The sequence below is a fragment of the Elusimicrobiota bacterium genome, from assembly GCA_041660185.1.
Lineage (GTDB): Bacteria > Elusimicrobiota > Elusimicrobia > 2-01-FULL-59-12 > 2-01-FULL-59-12 > JBAZWU01.
Map to the genome: position 1 here is coordinate 1 of JBAZWU010000011.1, position 23,948 is coordinate 23,948.

Genomic DNA, 23,948 nt, shown 5'->3' on the forward strand with positions numbered 1-23,948 from the left:
CCGGCGTCAATGTCAGCGCATCGATGGACTGGTTGCGCATCTCCAGGAATTCCACCGACTGATCGGGGATAATGCGGTAGACATAGCGCTGGATGAAAGGCCGGCCCTCAAAATAATCGGGATTCACTTCCAGAAGAATATACTGGGCGGGCTTCCATTCCTTGAAGCGGTAGGGGCCCGTGCCGATCGGCGCGCGATTAGCCGGATGGGAGTTAAAGTCACCCGTTTCGAAGATATGTTTGGGAACGATTCCCATCCCCCAGGAGGCCAGCCCTGGCGCGAACGGTTTCCGATACAGCACCCGTACGGTAAACGGATCTGGCGCGGTGACGGATTCGATGTCTTCAAAATCACTGCTGTAGGGCGTATGCACTTTGGGATCGCGCAGTTTCTGATATGTGAAGAGCACGTCCTCCGCTGTAAAAGGAAGGCCGTCATGCCACCGGACACCCTCGCGCAAATGGAAAACAATTTCAAGCCCCCCGCGCTTCACGTCACAGGATTTGGCCAAATCCCCCACCAGATTAATGTCCTTGTCATATTTCACGAGCCCATTAAAAACAAGCCCGGCGATATCACCGGACGCGGAGTCGGAAATGAGAACCGGATTCAGTGTGGAGGCGTCCCCGATCGAGCTGTCGACATACGCGTCCCCGCGGTCCGGCGCAGGGACAGCATGAGAAAAGTGGGGGAAGCACAAAAGGGCTGAGACAAGTACGCAAGCCACTATCCTCCCCTCACCCCAACCCTCCCCCTCAACAGGGGGAGGGAGCGAGAGATTCTCTGCAGATGTACTCCCCTCTCCCTGCGGAGGGAGAGGGCAAGCCGGACCAGCGGGACAGGCGCGGGTGAGGGGAGGTGGTGTTGACGATTTCATCTTGCCCCCCTCACCCCTACCCTCTCCCGCACGGGGGAGAGGGAGTTCTTAGATGGCACGACCGTCACGGTCACGCGCGGCTGGGAGAGAAGCCTCCGGGCCAAGGTGTGGATGTCTCCAGGCGTTACCGCCTCCACCTCTTCCAAAAATTGGGATCCATAATCAGCCCCTTTGCCTAGAAATTCCCACCAGGCCGCATACCACCCCTGGCGCCGGCGGGTCTGATGTTCCATTAAATACGCTCCGGCGATCATCTGCTTGGCTTGCGCGACCTCTTGAAGCGTCGGGCCAGAGGCCGCCAACTGGCGCAGAAGTTCTTCCATTTTCTTTTCCGCTAAAACCAACTTTTCTTCCGGAAGCCCCATATACAGGACCCATTGGCTGGGATGCAGGCGCGTCGGGAAGAAGGAAGCGACTTCATACGCGAGACCCAGCTCTTCGCGCAGCCTCAAGAATAAGCGGGAGCTCATTCCTCCTCCGAGCAGTGTATTCAATACTTTTAAGGTTATAAAACCCTCGTCATCGGCCGCCGGCGCCAGGGTTCCGGTCATCAGATACGCTTGTTCAAACCGCGAACGGAGCTCGGCGCGGATCGTCGCGCGAGGCCCCGGCACGGAGACGAGAGACGGCTCGATCCAATGCGCATCCGATGTTTTCCAGGGACCCAGAAAACGCGTCACACCGCGAATCACCTGCCGGGCCGGCAAAGGGCCGATGAGAGAAAAAATCGCGCGATCCGGCCGGAGCTGCGACGCGCGCCACGTCTGAAAATGCTTTCGCTGGAAAGACCGGACGGTCCGGGGAATGCCCTCCATGGGACGGCTATAGGGATGGGAACCGAACAACATCCGGCTGAACCGGTCATGCGCCAGGTTAAAAATAGAATCGTTCCGGCTTTTCAGCGACGCGAGGGTCTGCGCGCGCTCCTTGGCCACTTCATCGGCGGGGAAGGTGGGATATCTCAACATATCGCCCAGCACATCAAGGACGCGGCTCCACTGGCCGGACGGCGCCACAAATCCCATCTCGCTATAGTCTTCCGACGCGTGAACCCCGAGCGAGGCTCCCCTGAATTCCACCGCGTCCGCAATCTGCCTTGCCGTGCGCCGCCGCGTCCCAGCCAGAAGTAAATCCATGGTCAGGCTGGCCAAACCCGCCTGGGAGTTGTCTTCAAAATAACTTCCCGTCTTCAGCAGGAGGGTCCCCGAGACCAACGGCATCAAAGGGCTTAAGCGGTAGAGCACCGTCAAGCCATTCGGAAGAACCCATCGTTCGGTAACGGTTTTCACCTCAGGCCTCGATGACCGCGCTGCCCATCGGCGAACTGAAATAGCGCTCAATGACGTCTTCCAGTGAATGCCGTGTCAAGGACAGCACCTTGGGAAGATACTGCTGCAACCGGTCCAGATGGTTTTCGATCGCGTAAAGACCGATGGTGGACGCTTGGTTGTGAGTGCTTTCAAGGCCCTGCAGCCAGGCGGTCTGGATGACGTTTTTGGCGCGGGTGATTTCCCATTCGGTGGGCGGCGAACGGCGCAGGACGCGCAGCAGCTTTTTCAGTTCGGCTTCAAAAGCGGCCCGTTTGCCGGGATCGCATTCCGCGAAAATCGCAAAAATGCCGGGGCCATCATGCGTCATATTGGTCGCGCTGATGGACCAAACCAGTTTTTTCTCCTCCTGCAGCTGATGCACCAACCGGGCGCCGCGTCCTTCCCCCAAAATGGCCGCCACCAGATCCAGCGCCTCCTGATCGGGGTGATTGGCCGGTGGTGTTGAAAATCCGAAAGCCGCATAGGACTGCCGGACTGGTTTTTGCAGCCGGATATGGCGCCGCGCGCCGCTGTCCAGCTCGAATACGCGTGGACGCGGCGGGTCGCCCGCGGGCATGCGGCCGAATTCCTGCCGAATCCACCGGCGCATCGTTTGTAGCGGGAAAGCGCCTGTCACCACGAGAAGGCATTGGGAAGCGGTGTAATACTTGCCGTAGAATCCCCTGAGCGTCTCCGAAGACACCGAGGCGACGGTGGAAGGGGTCCCGATGACCGACCGACGCCACGCGGGGTTTTCGAAAAGGGCTTCGTTGAGCTGGTCCCACAAGACCGCGTCCGGGTCATCGTTCCGCCGTTTGATTTCCTCCAGGATGACCGGGCATTCGCGTTCCCAATCCGCCGGATCGAGCGACGCCCGGTTCAGCAGTTCCGCCAGCAGATGGACCGCTTTGGGCGCTCCGGCGCTGGGGACATCGATGTAGTAGTGCGTATACTCCTTCGTTGTCTCGGCGTTGAGGACACCGCCCAAGGATTCCACCCAGTGTGAAATCTCCACGGCCCGGTGATGGGCGGTTCCCTTGAACACCATATGCTCCAGAATGTGGGAAATGCCGGCTTCGGCGGGCTTTTCGTCAACGGATCCGACGCGTACCCAGGCCTGAATGGACACCAGGGGCCACGTCGGATCCGGTTTTAGAAAAACGCGCAGACCGTTGGAGAGACGATCCCGGCGAAGATTCTGAAGAGGAGCGAATGAAAAAGGCATCCCTCAGTCTAGATAGCCGTTGTCACCAGGGTTTCGGTGGAGTGCACGCCGGGGATGGCGCGAATTTTTCCAACCACCACGCTGGTCATCATGGGCAAGTCCGCCGCCTCTATGTCCGCCACAATATCCCAGCGGCCAAAAACAGCGGATAAATGGGATACACCTTTGATTTCCTTCAGTTTGGTCATTGTCAATTTCTCCCGGCCCGACGCCAGACGAATCAGAACAAGTCCTGTAACCATAGACAGCCTCCTTTTAATTTCACCGCATGACGCGCCGGCGCCATCCGCCGTAAAACGCATCCGCGACGCTGTAGATCCAGAGCGACATCAAGATGATCTCATACGTCAAAAAAGTTCCGCGATGCCCCTGGATCACTTGAGCCACCGCATTTCCAATCAGTTGCTTCAGCGCGGCGGGATCCAGGGTGGTCAAATCCGGCGGCAGAAAAGGAAGCATCGCCCGGCGAAACCAGACGATGGCCGCCACCATAACGATCAGGCTTAATCCGATGAGGTACGCGCCTTTTCGATACTCCCGGTTGTAGAGTTGCCCGGCACCGGGGCCGAGCAACACGCTGAGCAAGACCGGAATTACAACCGTCATAAAAAATCCTTTTAATTCACGATGATGCCGGCGTAACCGACGACCGACGTATCATCCCGGGTCACATCCCCGCTGGTAGCATAGCGCACCAGACGGCCCTGGGTCGCACCCAGCAGCCGCGCCGCCACAAGGACCGCCGCGACAGGCCCTAATCCGCACATCGTTACGCCGATGCGATCGACAATTTCTTTTAATCCGTCCGCATCCACAGCTGTAATGCGTTCGATGGCCTCCCGATCTTTTTGAACGGCCTCGGACTTGGGTGCGTAATGGGTCATATCCGTGGAAGCCACCAACAGAATACGCAACTCAGGGTGCTTCCGGCAGACCGCGGCCATGGATCGCCCCAGATCATGATACACCTCGGCGTCATAGTCCCGCATGACAATGGGAACGAGCCGCGCTTTTGGATTGAGCAGGAGAAGAAAGGGAACCTGCACTTCAACACTGTGCTCCCGGTCGTGTGCCCGGGGATCAATGGAGAGAAACTCGGAGGTCCGGAGTAGATCTTCGGCCACCGGCTCGTCAATCGGAACACTGGTTTCCGGCATCTGCCAGAACCCATGGGCATAAAGACTCGTGGCTTTGTGACCGCCGCCGGTGTGGTTCGGTCCCAGAACAATAAACGTATCGGCGGACGCTATCTGCCCGTACACTTCCCCCGCCACGCGGCCGGAGTACATCCAGCCCGCGTGCGGACAAACCACGGCGATCGCTTTCACTTTTTGATCGGACGGAACCCAGTACGACTCCGCTTCTTCAAGGGTTTTCGGGTACCAACTACCGGCAAATTGAGCCGAACGAACCGCGATATCATTCATGAGAGGGAAGCGACCACAACCGCACCAGCGGCAAAAAGCATCAGGCACACCGCAACGACGACCCCCACAACACCCAACACCAGAGGACTCCCCATCAACAAAACCGAGGCCCACGCCGGCCAGCCCAGGAGGGATTGCACCGCCCACTGGCCGCGCCGGATCATCCACGAAAGAACCACCAGTTTAGCCAGTCCGTACAGCGCCAATCCATACGACCCGAACGGCCGGCACAAGAGCGCCGCTGGCAAAAGCAGATGTGCGGGGACAACCACGATCGCCCCGGCCCGGAACCAGACCCCTCCCGAGGGCGCATCGTCGGAAAACAAACGACTGAGCTGGTGATACAACATAACGAAAAACAGGAAAACCAGCAGGGTGGAGAAAAAGACTAGAGCCAATTCCTGTCCCGAGGAGGAAGACGGGATCGATTCGGCCAGAGCGGCGCTGAAAAGACCGGAAGCACTGATCACAACCGCCGACTCCAAGGAGATCGGATTCTGACGTTGGCCGGCGAAGGTTTCTTTTGGCGGAGCTAAGGTCCAATCAAACATATGATTATCTGCCCTATGTAACGTCATTCCCCGCGGTCGCTGGCGGCCCCGACCTCCCGTAGACGTTTTGCTCGACGGGGCCGCACCGACTGATTGATCCAACGGGTGGACGGTGCGGGGAATCCAAACAAGTCGTTGCCCGGCATGATGGATCCCCGACAGGGACACTCGGGGATGACGACTTGGCGAAATAAGTCCTTAACGCCACCGGTATTCCAACGACGGGCCGGACCATCCTTCGACCAACGTTTCCAAATTGGTCCGGCCGACGGAAGAAGACAGGTGTTTGATCAAATCCGACAGAGACCGTTTGGTGTCGGAGAGAATGGTCGGCTGGGCGGGCAACCCCGCTAAGCGGATGGCCACTTGAACCGCGTCTTCTTGATTGCCGAGCTCATCCACCAACCCGGCCGCCAAAGCCTGGCGCCCGGTATAGATGCGGCCGTCCGCCAGAGACCGGAGTTTCTCGACAGGCATTTTGCGCCCGGTGGAAACCGCCACAACGAATTGGTCATAGGCATCATCAATCGATGCTTGCAGGAGACGCCGTTCCTCCGGGGTGAGCGGACGGGATGGGGAACCGATGTCCTTAAAGGGCCCGCTCTTGATGACCTCCCATTGAACCCCGACTTTCTGGAAAAGCCCTTGAAGGTTGCCGAACTGCATCACCACGCCGATGCTGCCGGTAATGGTGCCGGGATCCGTCACGATCCGGTCAGCGGACGAAGCGAGATAGTATCCCCCCGAAGCCGCCACATCCCCCAGAGACGCCACCACTTTTTTGCCTTTGGCTTTGCAGCGGAGGATTTCCGTGTGGATTTCCTGCACAGCCCCGACGGTGCCGCCGGGAGAATTGATGCGCAGGAGGATCGCCTTGACCTCTTCATTTTCAGACAGGCGGTGGAGGCGTTTGGCCACATCGTCAGCGTCCGGGCTGGCCCAGGCCGACGCCGAGAGGTCGGTTCGGATGGGCCCGTAAATATGAATGATGGCCAGGCTGCCGGGCTGCTTTTTCGGAACCCGTTTCAGTCGCCAGTCTTTGGGATGGAGAATAGAGAAAAGACCTACCAGGAGGGCAAGCCCGTAACAAACCAGAATGGCGCGGAGCAGCTGATCGCGGTTCATAAAAAATATGCCCTCGGCCAGAATCGTCCGCCACACAACAGGCGGACGCCCGACGGTCGTGTGTCGGGCGAACTGGTGCCCTCGGGGAGAATCGAACTCCCATCCTCGGCTTCGGAGGCCGGTACTCTATCCGTTGAGCTACGAGGGCGAAATCAGGTTTTATGGGGCGTTTTAACAACCAAGCGTTTAATTATACCTTCTACCTGGCTGAGAGCGTTATCGAGCGCGGAACCATTTTTCCCGCCGCCCTGGGCAAAATCAGGACGGCCTCCGCCGGACCCCTGAATTAACGACGAGAACTCCTTGGCCACTTTGCCAGCGTGGAGATCCCGTTGCGAGGCTTCCTTGCTCACGGAGATCACAAAACTGACCTTGTCTTCCGTCACGGACACCACCAGCGCCATATCCAGGCCGCCGCTTTCCCTCAGACGGTCGGCCACCTCGCCCAGCTGCTTGTCGCCAATCCCGTCCACACGGCAACTCACGAAGGTGATGCTTCCGACCGAACGCCTTTTCTTCAAAATCTCATCAAACTGCGACCGGAGCTGGTTGGATTTCGATGCCTGCAATTCCTTTTCCAGCGAGCGTTCCTGCGACAAAAGCTTCTCGATGCGTGGGACGAGCTCTTCCGGCGTTGTCTTGAGGTTCTCGGCGGCCATAGCCAGCTGGAACTCCATCTGCTGTACCATCCGAAGGGCCGCCAGTCCGGCGGCGGCTTCCAGGCGGCGGACACCCGCAGAAACAGCGGATTGTCCAAAAATCTTAAAGAACCCGATCTGGCCTGTCGCGTGCACATGAGTCCCGCCGCAGAGCTCCAGGCTCCAGGCTTCACCGGCCCGTTTACAGTCATTGGCTTTGGAAACCATCACGGTGCGGACGTCGGCCCCGTATTTCTCACCAAAGAGCGCCATCGCCCCGATCTTCTGCGCCTCTTCCTTGGTCATCGGGCACGTATGCACCATGAGATCGCCCAGAATTTTCTGGTTAACGATCTCCTCGACCCGTTGACGCTCTTCCCGGGTCAAAAGCGCATGGTGATGAAAATCGAACCGCAGACGCTCCGGCGCCACCAGCGAGCCGGCCTGCGTGACGTGTGTTCCCAGAACTTCGCGTAACGCCTTGTGCAGCAGGTGTGTGGCGGTGTGATGGCGCATGATGGCCGCGCGCCGTTCCGCGTCCACCTGAGCGCGAATTTTCGCGCCCGCGGACAAGGTCCCTTCACTTACGCGGATACGGTGGACAATCATCCCCTCGACAGGCGTTTGCGTGTCCAGCACATCGGCGTTGCCTCCCGGCCACTCGAACCGACCGGTATCGCCCACCTGACCGCCACCTTCCGGATAAAAAGGTGTTTCCGATAAAACCACTTCCCCCTCCTGGCCGCGAGCCAGAGAACCGGCTTCCGTTGGCTTGCCGGAGTCCAATCGGTAAAGCGGTTTTTGAACTTCCGCCTCCCATTCCAGGCCCTGGTAACCACGGAAGATGGAAGCCGTGGGAAGTTTTGTTTTCCAGTGACGGTAGTGCTCAACGTTTTGGGCGCCGGAGCCTTTCCAGGCCTGGCGGGCCAGTTCCACGGCTTGATGCTGGGCTTTCTGAAAGCCGGCTTCATCGACTTTCAGACCCAATCCTTCCACCATTTCCTTGGTCAACTCGAAAGGAAAACCGTACGTGTCGTAGAGCCGAAAAAGTTCATCGCCCGGGAGGGTGGTCTGGGCTTTGGATTTTGCTTCCCGCACTTTCTCTTCCAGCATCCGCGTGCCGGTGTCGAGGGTTTCCAGGAACTTCTCTTCTTCCATTTTCACAACCGAAGCGATGGTTTCCCGGCGCTGAACCGTCTCGGGATAGGCCTCGCGCATCAGATCAATCACGGTTCCCGTGAGCCGGTAGACGAAGGGTTCGGCAATCCCCAGGGTTTTCCCCGCGCGGACCGCCTGCCGCAGAAGACGGCGCAGGACGTAGCCACGCCCTTCATTGGAAGGAAGGATGCCGTCGTTAATCATGAACGTCACGGCCCGGGCATGATCCGCGACACGGCGATAGGAGGCCTCAACGGGCGAAGGGGTGTAAAACCCTTTTCGAAGCGCCGGAAGCGGCTGCCGGGTGAATCCCGAAAGATCCTTCATGACGGCCTGGAACCCATCGGTTCCGAAAGGGTTATCCGCCCCCTGAAGCAGCAGGCTTAACCGTTCCAGCCCCATCCCGGTATCAATATTTTTCTGAGGCAGGGGATTCAGCTTTCCTTCGGCCGAACGGTCAAACTGCGTAAACACATGGTTCCACACTTCCAGATAGCGGTCGCAGTCGCACGCCGGGCCACAAGTCGGCTTCCCGCAGCTCCATTCTGCGCCACGGTCCCAGAGAATCTCCGAGCAGGGACCGCACGGGCCGGTCGGCCCCATGGTCCAGAAGTTCGTGTCTTCCCCGAGACGGTAGATGCGGTCTTTGGGAACCAGCTTTTCCCAGATCGCATAGGCCTCATCATCGTCCTTAAATACGGAAACCACGAAGCGATCGCCGGGCAATCCTAGGACACGAGTCAGGAATTCCCATCCCCAGACGATGGATTCTTTCTTGAAATAGTCTCCGAACGAGAAGTTCCCCAACATCTCGAAAAACGTGAGGTGACGCAGGGTATACCCCACCCGCTCGATGTCGGAGGTTCGCAGACATTTCTGGCAGGACGTGGCGCGTTTATATGGACTGGCGGAAGGATTCTGGAAGTTGGGCTTGAATTGAACCATCCCCGCGCTGGTAAAAAGCAACGTGGGGTCAGTCGACGGGATGAGCGAGTCGGAGGGGACAACCCGATGGCCCCGCTCTTCAAAAAACTTCAAAAAAGCGGCGCGAACCTCAGCGGTTTTCATCCATTATTCTAGGAACAGGACAACTGGATTACGGCCGATAATCGCAGGAACGCGGAGGCGTTTTGTACCACGTGCCCTCCGGTGTCCGCATCCGGGCCACCAGCGTGTGTTTCCCGGGAGTGATCGCATGCCAGTCAAACCACCAATAGCCGGACGTTAAACGGCAAGGAAGCCAGTTGCCCTTATCGATAGAAAGTTCAACCGTCTCCGCACCGCCGACGCCCAGACGAATCACATAGGTGGGGCCCGAAAGCATTTCTTTTTGCTGAGGATGATCAATCCAGATATAAGGAGGCTCCGCCGTCTGGAAAGGGTTAGGCAATTCCTTAAAAAGGATCTCGACAGGTGCGGATGCGGCCTTGCTGACAGAGGCACGCCCAGTAGACACCACACTCTTGCGAGCGGTGGCTTTGCGCTTGGATGACACCTCAGAAAAAGCTGTCGACCCTGCGAATGCATTGCTGGAACCATTGCTTGCCATAAAACCTCCTCCGTTAGTTCTTAAGCCTAGTGACTAATTACCTTGAAGCAGCTCTCAAGCCGGGGTCAAGGCGTAATCGCGCTGAGTGGCACGGAAAACACGGTAATCCAGATGCGGAAAGATCGTGTCTCTCCGTTCGGTCTCCGTCAGGAACGATCCGTCTATATTCCCGTTGCGAATCTGCTCATTCAACGTCAGAAATCGATGCAAGTGATCCCGCGTCCGCTTCTCCGCATAGGTCGCCGCCGTCCCCACACTCATGAGAAAAGCCCAGTCTGAGGACTGCGCCAGATAAAGCTCACGGGCGGCCTGATTGAGCGCACGTTCGACAAGTCCGGTCGCGCTGGGATAACGCTCCGCCAGATCCACCATGATTTCCGCCGCTTTATGGAGGTGGCGGTAAATCCAATCATTGGCTCCATTCAACCAGACTTCATGGTATCCCTTGTCTCCCCAGGAAGACATCTCCGGTTGAAGCACCTGATTATTCGGATTTTCCGCCAGGTATTCACTGGGCGTGATCATGCGGATATCTTTTTGGTCGTAATGAATTTTTCTGAAAAGATATTCCAAAAAGTCGGGGCCTTCGTACCACCAATGGCCAAAGAGTTCGGCATCGTACATGGAGACGATGATCGGTTTGCGCTTGATCACACCCTCCAGATGCTCCACCTGTTTCTGCCGGTTGAACATGAAGTTGCCGGCATGCATGGCGGCCACTTCGCGCGCCTCTTCCGGGCTGTAAGGCTGCTTCGCATTCAAGGGAACCCGCCCGGTAATCTTGTAATACTTGAGGCCGATATTCCGGCGAACACCATCGGCATGGAGGTAAGGCTTGACGTACTCGTAATCCAAATCATACCCCACATCCCGATAAAACTCACGGTAGCGCGGATCTCCGGGATAACCGGTATCGCCGGACCAGACCTGATGCGCAGACTCCATATCTCGGCCAAAGACTGCGACTCCGGAGGGACAATAAACCGGCGCATAAACACCGAAGCGCGGGCGGGGGCGGCCATGAAGCAGCCCGTGCGCTTCCATAAAGAAGAAGCGGATCCCCTGCTCCTGCAGAAGAACGTCATCTCCCGGATTATACGCGCATTCCGCCAGCCACATCCCTCTCGGACGGCGTCCGAAGTGGCGCTGATACTCATCCACCGCTACTCGAACTTGAGCGCGGGCCGCCTGGCGATGGATCATTAGAGGCAAATACCCATGGGTTGCGTTGCACGTGATTATTTCCAAAACGCCTTCGTCCTGCATCTGCCGGAAGGCTCGGAGTAAATCGCCGCGATACCAGTCGTCGTACAGCTGGCGGCAACGATTCAGTTTCCGGTTATACATCTGTGCGGCTGGGTGAAAAGCCGGCTGATCTTTGGTCCGATGGACTTCCCTCTCGGAAAGCTCAATAAGCTTATAGAGATAGCGCCGGTAACGCGACTGAAGAAGCGGATCGGACATCATGGCACACAACGGCGGGGTTAACGACAGGGTCAGCCGAAAACGAACTTTTTCCGCCAACAGGCGAGCCATCACATCAAGCAACGGCAGATAAGTCTCGGTTACGCCTTCAAAGTACCAATCCTCTTCCAAAAAATCGTCATATTCCGGATGCCGGACAAAGGGGAGATGCGCATGAAGAACAAGCGCGAGATAGCCTTTTTCGCTCATGATTTCTTCTCTTCCTTCCCCGATGCGATCGGAGTCATCCATGAGCTGGAGCTCGGTGAGGAAGGCCAGCCGCCCGGGGGAGAAGAGAACCAAGAAGCCGAAAAAACGGATTTCAGAAACTCCCAACGCTGGGCCATACTCTTCGCAAACTCCGCAGAACCATGCCCGGAACTCCCGGGGCCAACAACGGAAACCGTTAACAAACGATCCCACTCTTCCTGCGTCATGATCATCCCGGTGACGGACATCCACTCCGCATCCGTTATATCCGAAACACGCCCCATGGGAAGCTGGATGCAGTTGGATCGCAGGATGGAGATAAACCGGCCGTCAGGCCAGCGTAAACCAAGGTCTACAATGTAGAAACGCCCGGACTTCTCCACCTTGACATACCATTGACGGGACTGTTTATTCAATTCGACATCAAAATAGGAAGCGGTTTCCGTCCTGTCGGATGTGCTGGAAAGGTCATAGACGCGCATCACCAACGTCGCGTTCTCCCAGATATCACTTCCGTGCTCCCGTCGAATCTGGTTGGCACGCTCAGGGGTAATTTCCCAATAGGCAAAGAACCAATTCGGATCGCGGGGCAGGATGATCAGCCGATCGTCGCCGTAATTCTCCGGAAGGGGTGCACCGCACTCAACGGATACGTCAGCATCGACAAGAAATTTTTCGCGCTCCGCGTTATCATCGGAAATAAAGTTACTGCTGCTATTAGGCTGATCCACTGGAATTCCTTTGCAATTTGATCGTTAGCGGGGGGTGACCAAAGACCCATTCGCCCCCTATGTAAACAAATCCATCCGATTCATGTCAAGATGAGAAGTTACAAAATAATACGATAAACAGGAAAAATTTGTCTCCGAAGCATGTGCCTCAAACGCCCCGTTAAATTGTACGTCTGACAGCCAGGGCGACCGCGCGCAACTCCGTCATCAAGCGGGAAAACTGCTCCGGCAGAAGAGATTGGGGTCCATCAGAAAGCGCTTCTTCCGGTTTTGGATGGACCTCTAAAATCAATCCATCCGCCCCAGCCGCTACCGCTGCTTTGGCCATCGGCCCGATAAACTCACGAATACCTACCCCATGGGAAGGATCCACGACGATCGGCAAATGGCTGAGGTGGCGCAGAACCGGAACAGCACTGAGATCAAGAGTAAACCGCGTAGCGGTTTCAAAAGTCCGAATCCCACGCTCACATAGGATGACCTGGTAGTTGCCGTTACTCATGACGTATTCCGCGCTTAAAAGCCATTCCTGAATGGTTGAAGACATGCCCCGTTTGAGCAACACCGGCTTCTTTGTTTTTCCGACAGCCTTCAACAAATCAAAATTTTGGACATTCCGAGCGCCGATTTGGATGATATCCGCGTATTCTTCAACCAATTTGACATCATTGACGTTCATGACTTCCGTGACCACCGGCAGACCGGTTTGCTTCCGCGCTTCAGCCAGAAAACGCAATGCTTTTTCGCCGTGTCCCTGGAAAGCATACGGGGATGTCCGGGGTTTAAACGCCCCTCCGCGCAATACTCGGGCCCCGGCGGCCTTAACCGCTTCGGCGGTGATCATCAACCGTTCTTTGGTATCCACCGAACAGGGACCTGCCATCACAACAACGTTCTTTCCCCCGATGCGAACGCCATTTCCAACATCGACAACCGTATTATCTTTCTTAAACTCCCGGCTGACCAGCTTATAGGGTTTGGAGATCGGAGAGACCGTTTCGACCCCATCCATGGCCTCGAAAATGTCCCGGGTGAGGATGGCGTTTTCACCGATGACTCCGATAACCGTCAGCTCCTTGCCATGGGTCGTGTGCGGCGTGAAGCCCAACTCACGAATCTTCTTCGTGATCGTTTCAATTTGCGCTTTCGTAGCAACCGGTTTCAACGTAATAATCATGCGACGACGACCTCCCTTAACACCTTTAAAAATGCTTGATTTTCCGAAGGTAATCCATACGTCAATCGGATATAGTGTGGAAATCCATATTCATCCATGGAACGCACAATGATACCACGATTCAGAAGCATTTCGAACATCTCCTCCCCCCGCCTGGGAGCCACATCGATCAGGATAAAATTCCCAACGGACGGGACCACCGGGATGTCGAGACGCGCCAGCGCCGGCAACATTTTCCGGCTTTCTTGGAAAATCAGTTGCACGCTGCGCCGGACATGGGCCTCATCCGCCAGACTGGCTTCAGCCGCTGCCTGGGCCGCCACGTTAATGTTAAACGGGGGGCGGACGCGGTCCATGGCCTCTATAATCTCCGGATCGGCAAACCCATAACCCACCCGCAGCCCGGCCAGGGCATACACCTTTGAAAAGGTACGCAAGACAACCAGGTTCGGGTAGCTCTTCTGTAAAGCCTGCGTATCGGGGTAATCCTTCTGAAAGGCACGCGCAAACTCGTAATAAGCCTCATCGACAACCACCAGCACGGGGCAACGACGCTGGAGATTCTTCTTGGCCACCAGGGAGAGAAGGGACTCCAGCTCCGAAGCGGTGTTATACGTCCCTGTGGGATTGTTCGGATTGGCGATGAAAACCAGTTTGGTTGACGGCTCAATCGCATCCCCCATGGCCTCCAAGTTATGCGTATAGCCCCGCATAGGCACCGAAATGATTTTGGCACCCATGAGTTCGCCAGCCATGCGGTAACGAATAAAAGCGTGCTCAGAGACAACGATCGAATCCTTCGAATTTAAAAAGGTTTTTCCCAACAACTCAATGAGCTCATCACTCCCGGCACCGACAATCACCCGATCCACCGGCAGGTGGTATTTACGCGCCAACGCCATCCGAAGCGACTGGCTGGCGCCATCCGGGTATCGAAAGATGTTCTTCCGCACGTTGGCCAGCGCCTGAAGCGCACGGGAGGAAGGCCCCAGCGCATTCTCGTTCGAAGCCAGCTTGATGATTCGCTTCAAGCCTCGTTCCCTTCGGACGCTTTCCATCGAACGCCCGGGGAGATACGGTTCAAAATGCGTGACTTCCGGACGCACAAGGCCCTTGGCCCATGACGGTTTTTGTCGTTGACTCATATGGATTTACTCGGTGCGGGGATAGGACCCTAATACTTTAAGAAACAGACAGGAGCGATTGAGCAATTGTATCGCTTTCTGGACCCGTTTTTCAGAGCGGTGCCCTTCAAAATCGACAAAGAAAATATACTCCCAGGCGCGCTGGCGCGTGGGACGGGATTCGATCTTCGTCAAATTGAGCCGGTACTTCTTGAAAGGGACCAGCATGTCGTGAAGCGTCCCGACCCGGTCCTTGACGGAAAACAGAATGGAGGTCTTATCGCGGCCCGTGGGCTGCGGCTCCGCGGTTCCAATGACCAGAAACCGAGTGAAATTGTGCTTCACGTCTTCAATGCGTGACGCCAGGATATCGAGGCCATACAGCTCAGCGGCTAAACGGGACGCGATCGCTACCCCTCCAACGGTTTTGGACGCCAGACGCGCCGCTTCGGAGGTCGAGGACGTCTCCACCACCCGCACACCGGGCAAATGGGATTCTATCCATTGCCGGCACTGGGCCAATGGCTGATAATGAGAGAAAATCACTTTGACGCCGCGGCCTCCCTGGTAACGAGCCGCTTTCCCAAGCAGGTATTGCCAGATCGGCAGTTCAAGCTCCGCACAAATGGACAACGTGGAATCCACAAACATGTCGAGTGTATGATTCACGATGCCTTCGGTTGAATTTTCAACGGGCACAACGCCATAATCGGCCCGCCCCTTCTCCACTTCAGCAAAAACATCAGGGATCGTGCGGACCGGATAGAGCTGCGCCCCATGCCCGAAGCTGCGCAGGGCGGCCTGATGTGTGAATGTCGCTTCCGGGCCAAAATAAGCCACTTTCAGCTGCTTCTGCAGACTCCGGCAGGCATGCACGACTTCGCGAAAGACGCTTTCCACCGCTTCCGGTGACAAGGGGCCCCGGTTCTTGGCCCGGAGTTTGGTTAATACATCACGCTCGCGACCGGGCGAAAAAACAACCTGGCCGTTCTTTTGTTTGAGCGCTCCGATGTTCTGAACGAGTTGCCCCCGTTTATTGAGAAGCTCCAGAAGGGACTTGTCCAGTTGATCGATATGAGAACGCAATTTATTTAACGTTGTCATTGGATGTGTAAGGGCGCACCGCTGCCCGCGCTTCCTCAATTTCTTTTAGCGCGCAGGCACCGCGGTAGTTTGCGGTGTGCGCCCGATCCTTTTAATGTCAGGGCGGACAGCCGTCCGCCCCTACAGTTCTCATGATAACCGACGCCATCCGTTTTGCTGTCTGATCGCGCCGGTAGGAATAAAAACGCCTGTCATGCATTGTACAGCTTGCGGGTCCTGGGGTGTCAAAAAATCGAACCCCCAGCCGGCGGGCCTGAAAACGCAATTCTCCGGCCAAATCAACCCGCCAGCTGTCTCTTGCGCGCTTTCGAGACCGCGGGAAATGACGGGCCACATCCCATTGGACGCCAAAACAGCAGGGCCCGCTGGACGGCCCCGTCCAAATCCGCAGCTTGCGCGGAAGAATTCCCCACCGCCGGCGGATCTTTCGAACAGCCTGAGCCAGTATCCCGGCTCGTATGCCGCGCCACCCCGCGTGCAAAAGACCAACCACCCGATGCCCCTCATCCGTTAAAAAAACCGGAACGCAGTCAGCGGTAAAAATGGCGAGCGGCTGATCCGACTGATCGGTCAGAAGGCCATCCACTCCAGCGAACTTTCTGGAGTGGCGCAGCGCCGGGACGATCGCCAAACGGGTTCCATGGACTTGCTCCGCCGTTGCCACCGCGGTCGGCCATTTCCGGGTTCTCAGAAGGCGCTCGAGCGCACCGGGCTCACGGGCATTACCTTGCCGGCGCCGGGTCGTAAACGATTGGATTCGAATCAAGGTTGGACGTAGAAAGAAGAGTTGTTGTCGGTTCCCGTTTGCACGCCACGGATGGCCATCATGACTTCTTCCGGATTGGACGAAGCCTCCAGGGCGGTCTCCAGAGTAATTTCCTGGGACTGGATCAGGCTCACGAGTGATTGATGGAAGGTTTGCATCCCGTAATAGCCGCCCTGTTTCATCATGGGACCGATTTCACTGAGCGTATTTTCCAAAATGTATTTTCGGATAATCGGCGTCACGATCATGACCTCAACCGCCGGCACGCGGCCAACCCCCGAGGCATGCGGCAGAAGGCGCTGGGACACCACCGCACGCAACGTATCGCCCAACTGATAACGGATCTGGTTCTGCTGGTGAGGCGGGAAGATGTCAATCACGCGGTTGACTGTCTGCATCGTATCGATCGTATGGATGGTGGAGAGCACCAGATGCCCGGTCTGCGCCGCCGTTAAGGCCGCCGACATGGTTTCCAGATCCCGCATTTCTCCCAGGAGAACAATATCGGGGTCCTGACGAAGCACATGCTTGAGCGCTTCCGCAAAACTGAGCGTATCCTGCGACAACTCCCGCTGGGAAACAATAGATTTCTTGTCTTCATGGACGTATTCAATGGGGTCTTCAATCGTCACAATATGCCGGCTGCGGGTCATGTTAATGTAATCCAGCATGGCCGCCAGGGTCGTGGATTTCCCGCTCCCGGTCGTCCCGGTGACCAATACGAGACCGCGCGGCTCATCCGAAATCTTCTGGATCACCGCTGGAAGCTTCAATTGCGAAAAGGACGGAACAATTTTTGGCACCAGGCGGATCGCCAAATTAACCACCCCGCGCTGGCGATACACATTGACACGGAACCGGCCCATCTCCTCAACGGAAAGCGCCAGATCGCACTCCATGCTTTCTTCAAAGGTTTTCAACTGGTGTTCGTTTAAAATACTTTTGACCCACTGTTCGATCTGGTCGCCGGAAATAGCCTCGGCTGTCTTGGCGACCAGGACCCCGTCCACCCGGAAAACCGCCGGCTTATTGGAGCGCAGGTGCAGATCGGACGCTTTTTTCTTCAACATCGTCTGCAGGAGGGCTTTGAGTTCCATTTTAATGATTCATCAGGAGCGTAAACGACTGGGCTTCAGGCGAAGAAATGCCGGCCGCTGAAGTTCATCTTCCAGATTCCTCCGTTTAGCGGCTTGAACATCCGGGGCGTCCGGAACCATTTCTCCCAGCGGCGCGCCGGCACCAACCCGAGCGGGCTCACGCCGCTCCACTCCTGTTCTCGACCGGACAACGCCTTTTTTGCTTCCCGATCCGGTTCGGACCGCCGGGAATCCGGTGGCGATGACCGTAATTTGAATGCGGTCTTCCAGATGCTCGTCAAAAGCATGGCCGTAGAACACATGGGCTTCGGGACAAGTGCTGTAAATGTAATTCATCGCCTCGCCCACTTCGTGCAAGGTGATATCGTGGCTGCCGACGATGTTCGTGATGACCCCTTTGGCGCCGTCGATGGAGACATCTTCCAGGAGCGGATTTCGGATCGCCGCCTGGGCGGCCCGAAGCGCCCGGTCAGGTCCGCGCGCTTCGCCGATCCCCATAAGGGCTTCGCCCGCATCCGTCATGACGGTCCGCACATTGGCGAAGTCCATATTGATTTCACCTGGGTGTGTAATGACATTGGAAATCGCCTGCACGGCTTGACGCAGCACGTCATCCGCGATGCGGAAGGCATCTTCAAAACGGGTCGTGGGCTCGACGATAGAAAACAACCGGTCATTCGGGATGACGATCAAGGTATCACAGTAGGCCTTCAATTCTTTGAGGCCGCTGTCCCCCTGGACCAGCTTCACGCGTCCTTCGAACTGAAACGGCCGCGTCACCACGCCGACGGTCAGGGCTTTGCACTCTTCCTTGGCGATGCGCGCCACCAGCGGTGCGGCACCCGTCCCGGTTCCACCGCCCATGCCGGCCGTCACGAACACCATGTCCGATCCCATCAGAACTTCCCGGATCTTGTCGGTGGACTCTTCAGCTGCCTGACGTCCGATGCTTGGATTTCCACCCGCTCCAAGGCCGCGCGTAAGCTTCTCGCCCAGCTGGATCATCAGAGGCGCTTTGCTGCGGCGCAACGTCTGCGCGTCGGTATTGGCGGCGACAAACTCCACATGGCGCAGTTCCGCTTCGATCATGCGGTTGACGGCATTGCCGCCGCCCCCCCCCACACCGATGACGCGGATGACGGCCGGTTGTTCGCGAACATCCTCCGCCAGTTTGATTCGCATCAGAATGTCTCCTCAACCCATTCCCGCAGGCGTGCGGTCCAGTTCCCGCTTCTCGAACGCCGGCGGCTGATGATCGCCGCGCTCTCCGCCCGGAACGGGAAACTGAGAAGACCGATTGCGGTCGCAAAGCTGGGATTGCCGACAATATCGCTTTTGCCGACCACCCCCTGTGGAAGACCGATCCGCGATGACAGCTGAAGGATCCGATCGGACGCCTGTTCGATCCCTTTCAACAGGGATCCCCCTCCCGTGAGAATCACTCCCCCGGGAACCACGCGGTCCGCATAACCGGAGTCCTGAAGCTTCTCGGAAATCAGCGTAAAAATCTCTTCCACGCGCGGTTCGATAATATCCACCAGAAAACGCCGGTTGACTTTACGGAAGGTGCGCCCATCCATGGCCGTGAAATTCACTTCGTTTTCATTCTGTTCCAGAAGGTTCGACATGGCCACGCCGTAGTTTTCCTTGATCTGCTGAGCCTGAGAAAGCGACGTGCGGAGCCCGTAAGCGAGATCACGGGTAATGGCGTCCGCCCCGAGAGGCAGCTTCTCGGTAAAATGCACGGACCCGTCGAAGTAAACCGCCAGATCCGTCGTCTGCCCACCGATATCAACCAACAGAGACCCCAGATCGCGCTCCTCCTGCGTGACCACGACTTCCCCAGCCGCCAGAAGCCCGTAGATCGGTTCGGTTACGGAAAATCCGGCCGCATTGATCGCTTTGAAAATATTGTTAAGGTGAGACCGCGACGCGGTCACGATGTGCACATCCACTTCGAGAAGCGATCCCTCCATCCCGACGGGATTGGGAACTCCCTGTTGACGGTCAAGGGTGAATCCCTGCGGAATCGTGTGGATGATTTCGCGGTCCGGGGACATGTGAACAGCTTGCGCGCTTTCGATCGCTTTTTCCACATCCTCCGCGGTAATTTCCTTGTCGGTGCGCGCGATATTGAGCGCGCCGTGATTGTTGAAGGTCTGGAGATGGCTTCCCCGCACAGCGATGGTCAGGTCTTTCACCATTTCCTTGGCGACATCTTCCGCTTCCTCACAGATACGGGTGACTGCGCGGGCGGTCTCATCGATATTAATGACAACGCCTCCCTTGAGGCCGCCGGGACAGGCGCTGCGAGCTCCGCTGAGTACCTCGATCTGTCCGGTTTGTGCATCCCGGCGACCGATTACGCAAGCGACTTGCGCACTTCCGATATCCAGTCCGGCTACGATGTCTGTTTTCGCCATGGTTTCTCCCCTGAACCGAGTTATTTTACCGACTTCGGCCTTATAATGATACGCCCCTGCTCAAAAAATCGCAAATCCGCCAGAGCGGCTCCTCCCAAATGTTGATGGGTATCCTCCAGAACACTTGAAAGAGCCGTCAATTTTTCAATAACCCCTTTTGACTCCAACGGCCCCCACGTGATGTGCGCCCCGGTCTTGAGATCGAACGCCATGTTGCCCAGCCGGTCATCGCTGATGGCCGCGACCTGACTCCAAAAGGATTTCTGTTTCGCAAAGGAAGCGATCCACTGACCCAGGGCCGGGCGCGCCAGAGCCGGATTGAATTTGGCGCTCGGCAACTGGCTCCAACTTCCCGGGAGAATCGGGAACACAACCCCTTCCTGATCCATTCCCATCGACTCCATCCGGACCAACGGAACGCGGGGCTCGATCCGCGCAATAATGAGATTAGAGGAAAGATTCCTTTCGAAATGAACCGCACAAATGGCCGGATTCTTTTTCTCCAACCGGTGTTCGGCCCATAACGCAATCCCGGGCACCCAAAGCCAATACCGCCGGGTCGGCCACTCCAGAGTAACCGGTTGTCCGGCCAGGGTCTTCGGGGCCCGCATTTCGATCAGGGGCGTATGACGGCGCAAAAAACCGCTGAAGAGCGAATCGCTCTGGACAATGATGCCCAGCACAAAACCGGCCGCCAGCACCGCCACCCCGCTGCGCATCAGCCAGACGCTGGCATGCTGCTTCAACTTTTCACGACGGCGATACCGCAATACCACGCGCTGTTTGCGCTTCGCCTTACGCCGCAAATGAGCACTCCGCAATTTTTAGAACCAGCGCGTCGAAATCCATTCCAACCGCCCGGGCCGCATCCGGCAAAAGGGACGTCTCCGTCATGCCGGGGACGGTGTTCACTTCCAGAAGGGTCGGACCCGCCTTCCGGTCCACGATCAAATCCACCCGAGCCACCGCTCGAACCTGAAGCACGCGGCAAGCGGCCAAGGCCAGTTCACTGGCCCTGCGGGACACCGCGGCTGACAGCGACGCCGGCAGAATATGGCGGGATCCTCCCGGCGCATACTTGGCATGAAAATCGTAAAAAGACCGGTCACAGGGGACGATCTCAATCACCGGCAGCGTTTGTTTTCCCAAAACACCGACGGTAATTTCCGGCCCGCTTAAAAACTTTTCAACCAGGAGCGTCGACCCGTAACGGGCCGCGCTCCTTACCGCCGGTCCCCATTCGTTGGCCGAACGCACAATCGAAACCCCGATCGCCGAACCTTGATCCACGGGTTTCACAACCAATGGAAAACCAAAACGTTTCGCTTGTGGAAGACTTTTCGGGAGTTCTTCTTTTTGGAGTGAGAACCAGGGAGCTGTCGGGAGGTGGGCCGCTTCAAATAGTCGTTTGCTGGCGATTTTATCCATGGCCAGAGCCGAAGCCAGGATACCAGAACCGGTGTAGGGAATGCCCAGCCATTGGAGGAGCCCTTGAACCGCGCCATCCTCACCGCCGGGACCGTGGAGTGCGATGTAAGCACAATCGATTTTGTGACGCTGGAGAGAAGCGGGAAGCGGTTTGGCGGCATCGATGGCGACGGCGTGGAATCCTTGTCTTTTAAGCGATTGCCAGATGGCACAGCCTGTTTTTAAGGAAATATCCCGCTCCGCAGAAGTGCCCCCCATCAAAACACCGATGCGGCGGCCGCGCAGCCAGCGGCGAAAATTTTTCACGATGACCACTCACCGACCAATTTCACTTCAGGTTCAAGTTGAATTCCAAACCGATCAAACACGGTCTGCTGGATCTGTTTCATTAACGTTTGCACGTCCGAGGCCCGTGCGTTTTTTTCGTTAATGATAAAATTGGCATGACGCTCCGAAACACGAGCTCCCCCCGCCACCAACCCCTTCAAACCGGCCTGCTCGATCAACCGGGCGGCGGCCTGCCCCGGCGGATTTTTGAAGACGGAACCACAGTTATTTGTGGCCAGCGGCTGAGTCTGCGCGCGGACCTTCAAAAGCGTATCGACGCGGGAAATTATAGAACTTCGATCGTCGGGTTTCAAACCCAGCGTGGCCCCCAGAATCCAGCGGCCGTCAAGACTAGATCGACGGTAATCGAACGTGAGTTGATCCCTGAGCAATGTTTCCACCGATCCGTCCGGCCGGATAACATCCACGGAAAGAACGACCTGTCCCAGCGCGCCGTCACGCGTGCCGGCGTTCATGACAAGCCCGCCGCCGATCGTTCCCGGGACACCGATCAGAAACTCAATCCCGGAAAGTCCTTTTTCCGCGCAATGTTTCACAAGCGTCGGCATCCAGGCACCGGCTCCCGTGATCACGCGGTCTTTTTCGATGACAATGTTTCGGAAATCCCCTTGAAGATGGAGGACCAATCCGCGCACCCCGCGGTCTGACACCAGCACATTGGATCCGGCACCGAGGAAAAAAACAGGCAGGGGATGTCGCTGAAGACACCGATGGAGGGCGATCAACTCCGAACGCGTATTGACGTCGGCAAAGAAATCCGCCGGTCCACCGATGGCCAACGAGGTATGACGCGAGAGAGGTTCGTTTTCACGAAGGGTGGGGCAGGCGGACCGCAGTTCGTCAAGAAGGGACATTTTCCAGCAATTGTTCCCCGTATTTCCAAACGTCTCCGGCGCCCAACGTCACGACCACATCACCCGATTGAAGCTCAATGCGAAGTTTCTGCAGGTCGACAGGGTTCGGAAGCAAACTGGCGGATGGGTGAGTCTTGCGCATTTCATCCAGGATCAGGCGGGAACTGACCCCTTCGATCGGAGCCTCGCCGGCCGGATAAATATCCAACACGTTCACACGATCGGCATTCCGGAAGCAGTTGGCAAAATCAGAGCAGAGCGCCTGGGTCCGCGTGTAACGGTGAGGCTGGAACAGCACCACCAGCCTTCGAGTAGGGTAGCGCTCGCGCAGCGCGGATAACGTGGCGCGGATCTCGGTCGGATGATGCCCATAGTCATCGATCACGGTGAAACCGTTCTTTTCCCCTTTTAACTCCATCCGACGGCCGACTCCCTCGAAACCGGCCAGCCCGTCGGCGATCTGCGGGAAGGAAATCCCGAGCTCGAGTCCCGAAACCACCGCAGCCAAAGCGTTCTGCACATTGTGCCGGCCAGGCACCTGAAGATGGATCTCGCCCAATAACCCGGCGGGACCTATCACCTGAAACGTTGAACCGCTCACATCCACGCGCAGCTGATCCGCGCGGTAGTGTGCGGACGGATCAAAACCATACGTGATGATCCGCCGCGTCATCCGCGGGATCTGGGCCCGGACGTGCGGGTCATCCAGGCAGACGATGACGCAGCCGTAAAATGGAACGCGGCTGGCGTATTGAACAAAGGCGTCGCATATTTTTTCGAAGGTTCCGTAATAATCGAGATGGTCATTGTCGATATTCGTGATGATCGCCAAAGCCGGAGAGAGCTTCAGGAATGACCCGTCGGATTCATCCGCTTCCGCCACCAAGTAATCCCCCTGCCCCATTCGAGCGCCCGAATCGATATGTTTCAGGCGTCCCCCGACGACAACGGTAGGGTCGAGCCCGCCGGCTTGAAGCACCGCGGCCACCATGGATGTGGTCGTGGTTTTCCCGTGCGTCCCGGCGATGGCGAGCGTGTACTTGAGGCGCGCCAGCTCCGCCAGCATTTCAATACGCGGGATCACGGGAATCCCCTGCGCCCGGGCCTGAACCACTTCAGGGTTCTGCTGAGACACCGCCGTGGAGGTGACAACCACTTGAACCCCTTCAACATTCGACGCCTGATGCCCGGCAAAGATCCGGGCGCCCAGCCGCTGCAAGCGCTGGGTGACAGGGGTTTCTTTCAAATCCGACCCGGATACTTTATAGCCGAGTGTGACCAGCACTTCGGCGATTCCGGACATCCCGGCCCCGCCGATTCCCACAAAGTGAATACGCTGTATTTTTTTGAACATGCTAGATC

General features: G+C 57.1%; 23 protein-coding genes and 1 tRNA gene. All 24 read right to left on the reverse strand.

Annotated elements, in window-relative coordinates; all coding sequences use genetic code 11:
• A partial coding sequence (locus tag WC859_08750; GenBank protein MFA5976234.1) for an ABC transporter substrate-binding protein occupies positions 1-727 on the reverse strand: 727 nt, incomplete at its 3' end.
• Positions 728-873: 146 nt separating this feature from the next.
• Positions 874-2,166 (reverse strand): pitrilysin family protein, encoded by a 1,293-nt coding sequence (locus tag WC859_08755; GenBank protein MFA5976235.1) that lies wholly within the window; start codon positions 2,164-2,166, stop codon positions 874-876.
• 1 nt (position 2,167) lies between these two features.
• On the reverse strand, positions 2,168-3,412 hold the full coding sequence (locus WC859_08760; protein MFA5976236.1) for a pitrilysin family protein: 1,245 nt from the start codon (positions 3,410-3,412) through the stop codon (positions 2,168-2,170).
• Positions 3,413-3,420: 8 nt separating this feature from the next.
• The gene (locus WC859_08765) at positions 3,421-3,654 is read right to left on the reverse strand and encodes an Lrp/AsnC ligand binding domain-containing protein (GenBank protein ID MFA5976237.1); all 234 of its coding nucleotides are present in this window, start codon (positions 3,652-3,654) and stop codon (positions 3,421-3,423) included.
• Between the two features lie 19 nt (positions 3,655-3,673).
• A complete protein-coding gene (locus WC859_08770) occupies positions 3,674-4,018 on the reverse strand; it encodes a hypothetical protein (protein MFA5976238.1) in 345 nt (114 codons plus the stop codon).
• Positions 4,019-4,029: 11 nt separating this feature from the next.
• Positions 4,030-4,839 carry an AmmeMemoRadiSam system protein B gene (gene amrB / locus WC859_08775; GenBank protein MFA5976239.1) on the reverse strand — a complete coding sequence of 270 codons (810 nt, stop codon included), beginning with the start codon at positions 4,837-4,839 and terminating at the stop codon, positions 4,030-4,032.
• Positions 4,836-5,390 (reverse strand): hypothetical protein, encoded by a 555-nt coding sequence (locus WC859_08780; protein ID MFA5976240.1) that lies wholly within the window; start codon positions 5,388-5,390, stop codon positions 4,836-4,838. The genes amrB and WC859_08780 overlap by 4 nt, the downstream gene beginning before the upstream one ends.
• A 198-nt stretch (positions 5,391-5,588) precedes the next feature.
• Positions 5,589-6,515 carry a signal peptide peptidase SppA gene (gene sppA, locus WC859_08785; GenBank protein ID MFA5976241.1) on the reverse strand — a complete coding sequence of 309 codons (927 nt, stop codon included), beginning with the start codon at positions 6,513-6,515 and terminating at the stop codon, positions 5,589-5,591.
• A 73-nt stretch (positions 6,516-6,588) separates the two neighbouring features.
• Positions 6,589-6,663 (reverse strand) — tRNA-Arg (locus WC859_08790).
• A 4-nt stretch (positions 6,664-6,667) separates the two neighbouring features.
• The gene (gene alaS / locus WC859_08795; protein MFA5976242.1) at positions 6,668-9,379 is read right to left on the reverse strand and encodes an alanine--tRNA ligase; all 2,712 of its coding nucleotides are present in this window, start codon (positions 9,377-9,379) and stop codon (positions 6,668-6,670) included.
• 28 nt (positions 9,380-9,407) lie between these two features.
• A complete protein-coding gene (locus tag WC859_08800; protein ID MFA5976243.1) occupies positions 9,408-9,860 on the reverse strand; it encodes a hypothetical protein in 453 nt (150 codons plus the stop codon).
• 54 nt (positions 9,861-9,914) lie between these two features.
• Positions 9,915-11,576, reverse strand: coding sequence for a 1,4-alpha-glucan branching protein domain-containing protein (locus WC859_08805; protein ID MFA5976244.1), 1,662 nt, complete (start codon positions 11,574-11,576; stop codon positions 9,915-9,917).
• The gene (locus tag WC859_08810; GenBank protein MFA5976245.1) at positions 11,531-12,265 is read right to left on the reverse strand and encodes a DUF4912 domain-containing protein; all 735 of its coding nucleotides are present in this window, start codon (positions 12,263-12,265) and stop codon (positions 11,531-11,533) included. Before WC859_08810 ends, WC859_08805 begins: the two co-directional genes overlap by 46 nt.
• Positions 12,266-12,425: 160 nt before the next feature.
• Positions 12,426-13,442 (reverse strand): 3-deoxy-7-phosphoheptulonate synthase, encoded by a 1,017-nt coding sequence (aroF, locus tag WC859_08815; GenBank protein ID MFA5976246.1) that lies wholly within the window; start codon positions 13,440-13,442, stop codon positions 12,426-12,428.
• Positions 13,439-14,587 carry a histidinol-phosphate transaminase gene (gene hisC, locus WC859_08820; GenBank protein ID MFA5976247.1) on the reverse strand — a complete coding sequence of 383 codons (1,149 nt, stop codon included), beginning with the start codon at positions 14,585-14,587 and terminating at the stop codon, positions 13,439-13,441. The genes aroF and hisC overlap by 4 nt, the downstream gene beginning before the upstream one ends.
• A gap of 6 nt (positions 14,588-14,593) precedes the next feature.
• Positions 14,594-15,652, reverse strand: coding sequence for a prephenate dehydratase (gene pheA / locus WC859_08825; GenBank protein ID MFA5976248.1), 1,059 nt, complete (start codon positions 15,650-15,652; stop codon positions 14,594-14,596).
• 115 nt (positions 15,653-15,767) lie between these two features.
• Positions 15,768-16,436: a polyphenol oxidase family protein gene (locus WC859_08830; protein ID MFA5976249.1), complete on the reverse strand. Its 669-nt coding sequence runs from the start codon at positions 16,434-16,436 to the stop codon at positions 15,768-15,770.
• Positions 16,433-17,533, reverse strand: a complete 1,101-nt coding sequence (locus WC859_08835; GenBank protein ID MFA5976250.1) for a type IV pilus twitching motility protein PilT — start codon at positions 17,531-17,533, stop codon at positions 16,433-16,435. Before WC859_08835 ends, WC859_08830 begins: the two co-directional genes overlap by 4 nt.
• A gap of 12 nt (positions 17,534-17,545) precedes the next feature.
• Positions 17,546-18,715: a cell division protein FtsZ gene (gene ftsZ / locus WC859_08840; protein MFA5976251.1), complete on the reverse strand. Its 1,170-nt coding sequence runs from the start codon at positions 18,713-18,715 to the stop codon at positions 17,546-17,548.
• Entirely contained in the window at positions 18,715-19,956 is a 1,242-nt protein-coding gene (gene ftsA, locus WC859_08845; GenBank protein MFA5976252.1) for a cell division protein FtsA, read from the reverse strand. The genes ftsZ and ftsA overlap by 1 nt, the downstream gene beginning before the upstream one ends.
• Before the next feature lie 20 nt (positions 19,957-19,976).
• Positions 19,977-20,762, reverse strand: coding sequence for a hypothetical protein (locus WC859_08850; GenBank protein ID MFA5976253.1), 786 nt, complete (start codon positions 20,760-20,762; stop codon positions 19,977-19,979).
• Positions 20,752-21,690, reverse strand: coding sequence for a D-alanine--D-alanine ligase (locus WC859_08855; protein MFA5976254.1), 939 nt, complete (start codon positions 21,688-21,690; stop codon positions 20,752-20,754). The genes WC859_08850 and WC859_08855 overlap by 11 nt, the downstream gene beginning before the upstream one ends.
• A complete protein-coding gene (murB, locus tag WC859_08860; GenBank protein ID MFA5976255.1) occupies positions 21,687-22,586 on the reverse strand; it encodes a UDP-N-acetylmuramate dehydrogenase in 900 nt (299 codons plus the stop codon). Before murB ends, WC859_08855 begins: the two co-directional genes overlap by 4 nt.
• Positions 22,573-23,940: a UDP-N-acetylmuramate--L-alanine ligase gene (gene murC, locus WC859_08865; GenBank protein MFA5976256.1), complete on the reverse strand. Its 1,368-nt coding sequence runs from the start codon at positions 23,938-23,940 to the stop codon at positions 22,573-22,575. Before murC ends, murB begins: the two co-directional genes overlap by 14 nt.
• Positions 23,941-23,948 lie beyond the last annotated feature (8 nt).

Coding starts and splice junctions, on each gene's coding strand:
- WC859_08760 (MFA5976236.1), bottom strand. CDS start 3,412: ATGCCTTTTTCATTCGCTCCTCTTCAGAATCTTCGCCGGGATCGTCTC.
- WC859_08765 (MFA5976237.1), bottom strand. CDS start 3,654: ATGGTTACAGGACTTGTTCTGATTCGTCTGGCGTCGGGCCGGGAGAAA.
- WC859_08770 (MFA5976238.1), bottom strand. CDS start 4,018: ATGACGGTTGTAATTCCGGTCTTGCTCAGCGTGTTGCTCGGCCCCGGT.
- amrB (MFA5976239.1), bottom strand. CDS start 4,839: ATGAATGATATCGCGGTTCGTTCGGCTCAATTTGCCGGTAGTTGGTAC.
- WC859_08780 (MFA5976240.1), bottom strand. CDS start 5,390: ATGTTTGATTGGACCTTAGCTCCGCCAAAAGAAACCTTCGCCGGCCAA.
- sppA (MFA5976241.1), bottom strand. CDS start 6,515: ATGAACCGCGATCAGCTGCTCCGCGCCATTCTGGTTTGTTACGGGCTT.
- alaS (MFA5976242.1), bottom strand. CDS start 9,379: ATGAAAACCGCTGAGGTTCGCGCCGCTTTTTTGAAGTTTTTTGAAGAG.
- WC859_08800 (MFA5976243.1), bottom strand. CDS start 9,860: ATGGCAAGCAATGGTTCCAGCAATGCATTCGCAGGGTCGACAGCTTTT.
- WC859_08805 (MFA5976244.1), bottom strand. CDS start 11,576: ATGGATGACTCCGATCGCATCGGGGAAGGAAGAGAAGAAATCATGAGC.
- aroF (MFA5976246.1), bottom strand. CDS start 13,442: ATGATTATTACGTTGAAACCGGTTGCTACGAAAGCGCAAATTGAAACG.
- hisC (MFA5976247.1), bottom strand. CDS start 14,587: ATGAGTCAACGACAAAAACCGTCATGGGCCAAGGGCCTTGTGCGTCCG.
- WC859_08835 (MFA5976250.1), bottom strand. CDS start 17,533: ATGGAACTCAAAGCCCTCCTGCAGACGATGTTGAAGAAAAAAGCGTCC.
- ftsZ (MFA5976251.1), bottom strand. CDS start 18,715: ATGCGAATCAAACTGGCGGAGGATGTTCGCGAACAACCGGCCGTCATC.
- ftsA (MFA5976252.1), bottom strand. CDS start 19,956: ATGGCGAAAACAGACATCGTAGCCGGACTGGATATCGGAAGTGCGCAA.
- murB (MFA5976255.1), bottom strand. CDS start 22,586: ATGTCCCTTCTTGACGAACTGCGGTCCGCCTGCCCCACCCTTCGTGAA.
- murC (MFA5976256.1), bottom strand. CDS start 23,940: ATGTTCAAAAAAATACAGCGTATTCACTTTGTGGGAATCGGCGGGGCC.